Genomic DNA, 9524 nt, shown 5'->3' with positions numbered 1-9524 from the left:
TTTCGGTATATTGAATTCTTTTATAACCGCAAACGAATTCATAGTGCCATCGGCTATGTGTCGCCTGTTCACTTTGCGGCGACCTTTGTAGAAACCGCGTAATCGTCACTTAATGATGTGTTTACTTTCTTGACAGAGGTCCACCAGAGTCGTTATTGGACAGAAATCGGCTATTTTCCACACTATTTMCGTGAATAGCTGCATTGGTGTCCGTTAGAATTTCAAAAGGCCGTATTTTCACCGAATAAGGTCCACTCWGTCCGTTAGCAGCCCAATTAGCGGTATTCCACTYCGTRCATCGCATACCATCACTTCACACATTAGCTCCAGTACTGCGTATATCGAATTACACTAATTCATATATCGAAACCCACCACTCCTCACCTAGCGTTCCGCAACTTTGTACATCGCCCCCACCACCTCACACCACGTTCCATCACTTCGTACATCGATCCCACCACCTCATACAGCGTTCCATCACTTCGTACATCGMCMCCACCMCCTCACACCSCGTTCCATCACACTAGTCTATTTCTAACGGACCTCACGGCCGTTATTTCGCATTATTTCCCCCTATTCAGTATCTAACGGACCCCAGAGTCGCTATTGGACAAAAATAGGCTAATTCCCACACTATTTCCGTGAATAACGGCATTAGCGTCCGTTAGAATTTCAATTGGTCTATTTTTCACCGAATAAGGTCGACTCAGTCCGTAAGCAATACGTGCGATACCGCTTGTGCCCGCTTTGCACAACCAACAATTCACGTTCCACTAAATGATGTAAGAGCCGCCGCGCATGTCGATCCGTGATTCGTAAGTGACATGCCAACTCTACTGCTGTAAACGGGCGCAATAGACGACGGGAATAGCGCACAGCTTCGGCTTCAAGAAACGTTAACTCAGACGCCAACTCTGTCGACAGGAAAATTCCGATGAAGGATAGAACGAGCTGCCGACACCGCCAAGGTTCATCTTTAATAGATAGATAGGCGACAGGCAAAAAAATCCAACGATCAAGCGCCATCAGACTATGCCGCCAACATAAATCCTTAAATCGATTGACATCCAGATCTCTTGCATGAGAGCTATAGCCTTGAATTTCAATAGCACCCTTCATGCCGCCTGGCCTATAAGCCAGATCCACATAGCGGTAACCATTGTTAAAATCACGAACCTCCCATTCAGGATACAAGTGGTCAAAATTCCCCACGGTTGGGTACCAGATCATTCGCAGAAACTCCACTGTCCCATGACCTAACCCCTTCTCAAGCAATCCACGTCTTCTCTGATTAGCTTCCTGCTTTATATTCATTTGCATCCATTCTTCGTATTTCTGATCAAAGTTTTGCACGCTGCCCCGCTCCTCTTTTTGACAAAATAAACACAAAAAGCCGCCCCGATACAAAGTATCGAAGCGGCGTGTTCTTCACGACCTAACTCTATGAAGTGTAACGTGAAAATAGAATTTCTTCAATAGACCTAATCTGTAAACAAAAAAAGAGACTGTCCTTCAGATCATTTCTGACCTTTCAAGACAGTCTCTTCAAACTCTTTTTTATTAAGGAATGTGGATAACGGAGATTCTATCAACTGGGAAAAAGAATACAGTACCATTATTACTTGCAAGAACAACATTACCATGTTCAATCCCTAGAAATTTACCTGTGTGGTTCGGAGTAGTACCTGCATGGATTGTGATGACTGTGCCAAGGCTGATTCGGGACAATGTAGCATATACGGAGCAACTCATCGTTTTCTCCTCCTTTCAAGCTTTATAGTATATAGTATTCTAGTGACTTTATTTGGTATAGACGAATGACGGAAGATATTCGTATATTTCGTATATTTGTAGATTATGGGAATCTATTCTTCCTCTACTAGCTCAAACGAGATGAACATCCACAAAACATAAAAAGCCTTCCTCTCACAACATCTGTTGAGAGAGAAAGGYTTGGGGTCTATCCTATTAAGCTGTTGATTCTTCTTCATCCGACGCACTCTCTGAATCTGTGCCTTCGAGGAAAAATTGTACAAGCTTCACATGCTTTTTCAATGATTTTTCGTGAATCAGGTTGATTTTACCGTTATCCAATGCGCCGAAGACATAAATCAATTCCTCATTCTCATGGGACCAGTCAAATCCTTCAAGAATTTGCAAGCAATCTGTCCATTCCTCATTATATTGCCCGTTCGGGAATAAGAATCGGTTCGAATAGAGCGCGATGCTTTCTTGGATAACCCGATTTGCTGATGTATATTGCGCAAGACCTGGCTGCTCAGGCATCATCGGCAATAACGTATTAAAGAATTGGTGCAGGATCTCCACATACGTCGAAGGATCGTGGCGAATCTTGCGCTGAAGCTCATAGGACGGCTGCATTCTGCCAGAAAATAACATTGTTGCTGTCGCATATAACCAGCTGAAGCATGTGAAATTACGGTTAAATGACGTCAGATTGCTGCGTCGCTCTACGCCGACAGCTTTGAGGTACACATTGTGATCGACAACCTGCTGAATAACTAGATTAAGCGGATCGATGGAATCGAAAGAGTGACCTAGCTCTTTGCTCACCAGCTGAACCTTGGAGTTGATGTCGCCAAACAGCTGCTGCTCTTCTTCTTCCGTTAAGCCAATGTAGATTTGCACGGCAAGCTGTGTCTCCATTAAATCAAGACGTCTGCTCTCAAGTTGATTGATCGTGCCTTCCGTCTCTTCAACTTCTTGCTTAATGTCCGCATCCTGAGGCATCTTACGCTGCTTAATCTTCTGAAGCACCAGCTTCTTCTCGTAGCGTCGAACTTCCTTTTGCATTTGCTCATTAACATAACCGAGCGCCAGGATACGATGCTGTCCGTCCAAAATAGAAAGCTTCGAGCCATGCTTCAGCAAAAATTCCTTCTCGCCTTTGGACAGTTGATTCACTTCACGCAGTGAAAGCGTAACCGGGCCGAAAAAGACATGATCCAGCTCGCGTTCTTGCAGATACGTGGAAATTTTGCGTCTTTGCATATTGCTGAGCTTCCGCTGTACCATAGGGTCGATCATCGTATAATTGAGCAAATCCTGAACGCGCAAGGCCACGGTTGAAAGCCCGAATCTCTCGCAAAACGGATGAATCGTCATTTTGAGGCGTAATCCTTCCATTAGCTCACATCCTCCTTATCGCTGATTAGGAAAGCATTCTGTTCCGTATAGAAATTCTTGATGAAATTAAAGGCTTTCATGATACGGGTACGTCTAGGCAAACGATCCTTCTCGTCACCCGCATAAATCCCATTCCAATTCACGTGTGGAAGTATTTTCAAAGCATGCTCAAGCGCATAACGATTGAATTTGCCTGTTTTCGTAGCTTCCTCATGGATAAACAAAGCAAGGGCAATTTGGATATTTTCCGTCCAAACAATATCACCTTTGGCTGGCTCATCCAAATGATTCAGCAAACCGTTAAAGTAGGTTCCCGCTAAAGAAACTAGATCTTGAAGATCTTTGTCCTCATATTGGTAACCGTTATTCCGGGCCGCTGATTTCATTCTGCCTTCGAACAAAGCAACCAAAATTTCAATCAGCAAGTGATATGAGAACAAATACTCAGGCGACTTGCCGCGTTCAGAGAACATATCAACAGTCAGCTTCTGCATGGCTGGCGCTTTGGAAGCAAGCTCCGTTGCAGCAACATGGTAAAATCTGCGTTGATCCCGAAGCACAGCCAAGTTGCCGCCAAGCTTGCGAGGAAGTTTGTTAATGTCTGAGAACAATTGGCGCTCTTGACGAGCATTAATATCCAAGTAAGTCATTGTGGAAATCGGGAAGGCATATAAGCGGCGAAGCTTCTCTGTGATCTCTTCCATCTTCTCGTATTCCCGGCGGTCTTTGGCACGTGCCATTTGACTTTGCAACGTTTCCATAATGCGTTGGAAAGCTGCCAATCTATGCTGACCATCCACCACGTACAACTTCTCAATCGGCTGCAAACGAAGTGCTTGCTGCTCATCGTCATATTGACCCGCACCTCTTGCCGAGAAAATAATGCCCGGGAAGTAGATCGGTTGGCGATTTTCCAAATACAGATTAACATAATCGATTAATTTAGAAAGATTGCGTGGAATAATCGCACGCTGAACTTCTAAATCAACTTCATAGAGTGAAAATAATTTGCTCATAGGTAATGTAGCTGCAATTGTCGCTTGCCCAAATGTCTGTCCCAGGACTCCAGGAATTTCTACAAACGATGAAGGCTTCTGCTCGGCTAAGAGCTCTGATAATGAGGAAATGGCGTCCATATGCTTACCCCTTTCAACTATTAAGGTTTAATTTTGTGCAAAAATTTAATATATCTCTCATTCTCCTATTTTTACCAAAATCTCTAGTTTTCATTCTACGGTTCGAAGCCAATCGCCTATGCGTCTTGCCGCCTCAAGTAATCTGGCTTCATCCTGCACCAAAGCAATTCGTACAAAGCCTTCTCCTTCTGCTCCGAAAGCGTCTCCAGGTATAACAACGATACCAGCACGGAACAGCATTTCCCGGGAAATTTGTCGAGATGTCCATCCTTTTGGAATGGGTGCCCAGATAAACATGGTTGCCTTGGGTGGCGGTATGATCCAGCCTGCATCTGCTAAAGCCGAAATAAATATATTTCGTCTTCTTTCATAAACGCCGGCAACGGAATGATCGTGTTCCATATCTTCCTCTAATGCTGCAATGCCAGCTGCTTGAATGGCTCCGAATACGCCATAATCGATATTCGATTTGAGCGTTCGCAGCGCTTTTACCGCAGCCGCATTACCAGTCAGGAACGCGATCCGACAACCTGCCATATTAAAGCTTTTGGACAGAGAATGAAACTCGACAGCAACCTCCTTAGCGCCTTCGATCTCTAGAATGCTGATGGGCTTAAAGCCGTCAAAAGCCATTTCAGAGTAGGCTAGATCGTGTACGACAAGCAATTCATGCTTTTTGGCATAGGCTATCAAATGCTCAAAAAAAGCACGATCTGCAACAGCAGACAGCGGATTGCTCGGATAGTTTAACAGGATGAATTTCGCTTTGGCAGCCACGTCTACTGGGATGTCATCTAATTGGGGCAAAAAATTATTTACAGCGCGCAGGGGCAGCAAGTAAGGCTCAACTCCCGCTAGCACGAGACTTGCCGAATATATGGGGTAACCTGGATCGGGAACAATTGCGATGTCCCCAGGATCACAGAGTGAAAGCGCCAAGTGAGCAAGACCATCTTGAGAACCCATTAACGTTAAAATTTCATTGTCGGGATTAAGCTCTACACCGAATCGGAACTGGTACCACCTGGCTACCGCTTCGCGAAAAGCTAAACTTCCTTCCGATGTCGGATATCCATAGTGAGCTGGGTTACGCACAGCCTCTGTAATGGCTTCAATAATGCGTTCAGACGGCGGTAGGTCAGGACTTCCTATACCTAAATCTATGACGTCTACCCCTTGGTTCATAACCTCTCTCTTCCAATCTGCCACTTCCGAAAAAATAGCCGATCCTAGCTGGCTAAGCCGTTTTGATCCAATAAATGTCATGATAGTTATCCTCGTTATGTTGTATTAAACAGTCAATCGATAATTCCTGCTTGATGAACCAGCCTTATCATATAAAGTAGGAACAAAATCAGCCCAAAATAAGCTGCTCCGAATTTCCAGCGAGTTTTGGCGGGGACCTCATAGTACCGCTCCTGAATACCTAAAGGTGAAAAATCGACCTGTACCTGCAGTCCTAGATAGAATCCACTTTCTTTCTGCAAACGATCTACTTTGACAAGCTGTACTCTTCGAATCAAGGCTTGCTGAGGCAAATAAGCCTGACCTTCAAAGCCAATTCCCTGCCAGTACATGACAATTGTCTGCCTGCCGTCACCTGCACCCTGTAAATCGGAGTATGTCGTAAAGTCCAAATCGCGCGTGTGATTTTCACCCGGGATGATATACCCTTGTTGAAGCAAATGGTCGGCAGCAAATTCAAAGCGGGTGGAAACAGAAACTAACTGCTCTCTATGTCTATATTTCACGTATTTCTTATACAAATCCCAGGCAAACATGGCCCAGATAACAAAGAAAATGAGTTGATTGACATAATGATCCAGATAAAAAATAAAAACTAAACCGCCAATTAATCCTACAATCCATAACCAACGGGTGACTGCCGTTGCAATTCGACCGCCATCCAGAGGATGAATCGGCAACAAATTAATTAAATTCAGGTAAAACGCAGCATATGCTACTGAAACAATAACAGGGGAATTCAGATACATACCGAGTGCAAACGCAGCAACGCCCCCAACTGTCCCTAAAATAGGCCCTCCGATACCGATAAAAGCTTCTGTTGCTGCATCGGTCGGATTTTTTTTCATGGTTATCAATGCACCAAGGAAGGGGATAAAAACAGGCGCCGATACAGGAAGCCCTTTCAACTTTGCCGCAAAAACATGACCGAGTTCATGAATTAGAATCATGACCACTATGCCAATAGCAAAAGGAAGTGGCGCGAGATAAGCGTAAGCCCAAATCGTAATAAACATCGATATGACGGCCCCGCCGACCTTGCCGAATTTCAAGGCTGCCAATAGCAGCTTTCCTTGCGATAGCAAAACCGCGAGGAAACCGCCTATGGCTAGCGGTGATTTTTTGCGTGGTGGTTTCTGCTTCTCATCCAACCTCACCTCACCCCTTTGCCCAAATTTCCTCGTATTCAGCTTCCTTAAAGCCAACCGTAACCTTCGTACCATCCGTCACAATAGGACGTTTGATCAATCTGCCGTTTGAAGCTAATAGTTCCAGCATTTGCTCTTGCGTCATGCCCGGGAGCTTGTCTTTCAAATTCATCTCTTTGTACACTTCACCGGAGGCGTTGAAAAACTTCTTGATACCAAGGCCGCTATCGCTTAACAGCTTGGACAACTCGCTCGCAGAAGGCGGGGTTTCAAATAAAGGAACACTCTCTGTGACTTCGACGTCATGCGCTTTAAGCCATTTCAGGGCTGCTCGGCACGTGCCGCATTTATCATAACAATAGACTTTTACTCCCATGATGTAAGGACTCCTTTATGTGTGTGGAAAGCTAATCCATAATTAATTAAAATTTTGGGCTAATTTAATTGGAAAGTCAAGTTATTCCAAACAAAAACCACCCTAAAATTTGGATGGTTTTTGTAAAACTAGTCATTTTTTTGTAACCACGCTTGCAAACCAGCTAAATCTGGAGGGAGTGGAGCGTTAAACTCAGCCCATTCCCTTGTCCCTGGATGAACAAAACCAAGCTTGTAAGCATGCAGTGCCTGACGATTCAGCCGCTTGCCTGCTTCTTCTGCAGCCGGGCTTGTCTCAAATTCGGGCAATGTATACATTTTGTCCCCAATTAGCGGGTGACCTAAGTACCTCATATGTACGCGAATCTGGTGCGTTCTCCCGGTTTCAAGCCATATACGGACTAGTGCGGCCTGTGAATATTGTTCCACGACCTCATAATGGGTGACTGCCGAGTATCCTTGCGGAGTGACGATGCGCACATGCGGTTGTTCGGGATCACGGTCGATAGGCTCATTAATCGTTCCCTTCGTCTCCTCGAAACGCCCCCAAACAAAGGCCAGATATTCCTTYTTCACCTGATGCTGAATCATCTGCTCGGATATTTGCTGGTGCACATAAGGCGTCTTAGCGATCGCCAACACACCGGATGTATCTTGATCAAGCCGATGTACAGGGCGAAAACGGCAAGTAATGCCAGCTTGCTGCCAGTGATACACAACACCATTAGCAATCGTATTCACGTAGTGTCCATGTGTAGGATGCACGATAATTCCCGCATCTTTGGCGAGAATCAGCAGATGCTCATCTTCATGAAGAATATGCAGAGGAAGGTCTTGCGGCAAAATATCCTCGGACGCTTCCTCCTCCATACGGATCTCTACGCGGTCTCCAGCTTTCACCTTAATGTTGATGTACTCTCTGACGCCATTCACAGTAATTCCTTGCTCCGTCAATTTAATCCGAGACAGCAGCTTGCGTGAGACCATCAATCTTTTTTGCAGCACCGTCTTAAGGATAAAGCCTTCTTCCTCAGGCGGCACCATATATACTAGCGGTTCATAATAGCTCATGGTTTACGTCTAAACACCTCGGCGCTGCGTACATACTCCACATCAGCAATCCCTTCGCGGTGGTTCGCTGTGCGGGCAATCGTAAAGAATAGATCGGACAACCGGTTCAAGTATCTGCGAACTTCCGGGTTAATTTCTTGCGTCCGTGCAAGCGTAACGACCCTGCGTTCCGCTCTGCGGCAAACCGTGCGGCATACATGCAGCGTAGAGGACACGCTTCCGCCGCCAGGCAAGATAAACCGTGTAATATCCGGCGTTTCCGCATCGTATTTATCAATCCACGCCTCAAGTGCATCCACCATTGCTGCAGTAACTTTGTAAGGGCGCAGGTCCTGCTTCAAGAGCGCAAGATCCGAGCCGCAATCGAACAACTCATGCTGCACCTGCAGCAAATCCGGCAGTAAATCCGGATATTTGGCCGGGTCCATAAAGCTCATCGCCTGACCCACATAACAATTCAATTCGTCTGTAGTTCCGTATGCTTCTACACGAGCATCATCTTTATCCACACGACCACCAATTACACCAGTCTGCCCGGCATCCCCAGTGCGAGTATAAATTTTCATCCTTTGACGTCCTCCCTTTGACAAGGCTGTGATACCTTCATCATCTCATAAACACGCTGCATATCCAAGTGACTTCTAACATGGTCAGCCAGCCTATCGAACGCAGCCTCTCTGCGTTCTTTGAAGCGTAAGCCCCCGTCAACAGGCGTGAGTCCCTTCATTTTCCGAATACGGTTTAACCAGGCTCTCCGGAAATCATCATTATGCAAAATCCCGTGCACATACGTCCCCCAAATACGACCCTGATTAACGGCAGCCCCGTCTCCGTGCGGCTCATTACTCAAGGCGAAGGCCTCATCATTGGTATACGCTTTAATTTGAAAAGGCATGACGACATCTTCCAAAAACCGTGTCCGCCCCATATGGATTTCATACCCATCAATATCAAACATCCGGCTGTCGTCATCTGTAAAAAGCGAAGAACTTCCCTGCACTTGAACGGTGCGTTTGTCCGGTGTAAAGACCGTCTCGGTCGGCAAAAGGCCAATGCCCTCAAGCTCAGGATGATCGGATTCATAGCCCTGCGGATCAAGCAGTCTAACGCCAAGCATCTGATACCCCGCACAAATACCGGCGACCCATCCATTCTCGGATTGCGCAAAAGCTTGGATACGCGCCGCCAGGCCGGACTCGTTCAAGTGTCGTAGATCATCCATTGTATTCTTACTTCCAGGCAACAAGACGACATCAGGATCTCCCCAATCGGAGAGATGAGTGATGTATCTGAAATGAACATCCTTTTCTTCCTGAAGCGGATCAAAATCCGTGAAATTAGATAGACGAGGCAATCGGATCACCGCAACATCCAGTTGATCCTGCGATTTCTCAGGCTCAGG

At 45.8% G+C, this 9524-nt stretch carries 9 protein-coding genes and 1 pseudogene; all 10 read right to left on the bottom strand.

From position 1 onward, the window contains the following. Positions 1-681: 681 nt before the first annotated feature. Positions 682-1353: a transcriptional regulator gene (locus AC1DUA_RS10640; protein ID WP_477499713.1), complete on the bottom strand. Its 672-nt coding sequence runs from the start codon at positions 1351-1353 to the stop codon at positions 682-684. 207 nt (positions 1354-1560) lie between these two features. Beyond that, the gene (locus tag AC1DUA_RS10635) at positions 1561-1752 is read right to left on the bottom strand and encodes a hypothetical protein (protein WP_477499712.1); all 192 of its coding nucleotides are present in this window, start codon (positions 1750-1752) and stop codon (positions 1561-1563) included. 216 nt (positions 1753-1968) lie between these two features. Then, the gene (locus AC1DUA_RS10630) at positions 1969-3147 is read right to left on the bottom strand and encodes a DNA sulfur modification protein DndB (RefSeq protein WP_477499711.1); all 1179 of its coding nucleotides are present in this window, start codon (positions 3145-3147) and stop codon (positions 1969-1971) included. Further along, positions 3147-4283: a DNA sulfur modification protein DndB gene (locus tag AC1DUA_RS10625; RefSeq protein WP_477499710.1), complete on the bottom strand. Its 1137-nt coding sequence runs from the start codon at positions 4281-4283 to the stop codon at positions 3147-3149. The genes AC1DUA_RS10630 and AC1DUA_RS10625 overlap by 1 nt, the downstream gene beginning before the upstream one ends. Positions 4284-4373: 90 nt before the next feature. Next, positions 4374-5549, bottom strand: a complete 1176-nt coding sequence (locus AC1DUA_RS10620; protein ID WP_477499709.1) for an aminotransferase class I/II-fold pyridoxal phosphate-dependent enzyme — start codon at positions 5547-5549, stop codon at positions 4374-4376. Positions 5550-5581: 32 nt separating this feature from the next. Then, positions 5582-6679 carry a site-2 protease family protein gene (locus tag AC1DUA_RS10615; RefSeq protein WP_477499708.1) on the bottom strand — a complete coding sequence of 366 codons (1098 nt, stop codon included), beginning with the start codon at positions 6677-6679 and terminating at the stop codon, positions 5582-5584. A gap of 7 nt (positions 6680-6686) precedes the next feature. Next, complete coding sequence (locus AC1DUA_RS10610) at positions 6687-7052, bottom strand: arsenate reductase family protein (protein ID WP_477499707.1); 366 nt, start codon at positions 7050-7052, stop codon at positions 6687-6689. Positions 7053-7180: 128 nt separating this feature from the next. Next, positions 7181-8122, bottom strand: a complete 942-nt coding sequence (locus AC1DUA_RS10605) for an RluA family pseudouridine synthase (RefSeq protein ID WP_477499706.1) — start codon at positions 8120-8122, stop codon at positions 7181-7183. Then, the gene (locus AC1DUA_RS10600; RefSeq protein ID WP_477499705.1) at positions 8119-8688 is read right to left on the bottom strand and encodes a cob(I)yrinic acid a,c-diamide adenosyltransferase; all 570 of its coding nucleotides are present in this window, start codon (positions 8686-8688) and stop codon (positions 8119-8121) included. Before AC1DUA_RS10600 ends, AC1DUA_RS10605 begins: the two co-directional genes overlap by 4 nt. Further along, positions 8685-9524, bottom strand: a pseudogene (locus tag AC1DUA_RS10595) (cobyric acid synthase); the annotation flags it as partial. The pseudogene AC1DUA_RS10595 and the gene AC1DUA_RS10600, both read right to left, overlap by 4 nt.

It is taken from the genome of Paenibacillus sp. 01T422 (genome assembly GCF_056398785.1).
The sequence above is the reverse complement of the archived record's forward strand: the minus strand, read 5'-3'. Positions and strand labels throughout refer to the sequence as shown.

Bases quoted from the DNA above. Each gene is read 5' to 3' on its own strand.
- AC1DUA_RS10635 (WP_477499712.1), bottom strand. From the start codon at position 1,752: ATGAGTTGCTCCGTATATGCTACATTGTCCCGAATCAGCCTTGGCACA.
- AC1DUA_RS10630 (WP_477499711.1), bottom strand. From the start codon at position 3,147: ATGGAAGGATTACGCCTCAAAATGACGATTCATCCGTTTTGCGAGAGA.
- AC1DUA_RS10625 (WP_477499710.1), bottom strand. From the start codon at position 4,283: ATGGACGCCATTTCCTCATTATCAGAGCTCTTAGCCGAGCAGAAGCCT.
- AC1DUA_RS10620 (WP_477499709.1), bottom strand. From the start codon at position 5,549: ATGACATTTATTGGATCAAAACGGCTTAGCCAGCTAGGATCGGCTATT.
- AC1DUA_RS10610 (WP_477499707.1), bottom strand. From the start codon at position 7,052: ATGGGAGTAAAAGTCTATTGTTATGATAAATGCGGCACGTGCCGAGCA.
- AC1DUA_RS10600 (WP_477499705.1), bottom strand. From the start codon at position 8,688: ATGAAAATTTATACTCGCACTGGGGATGCCGGGCAGACTGGTGTAATT.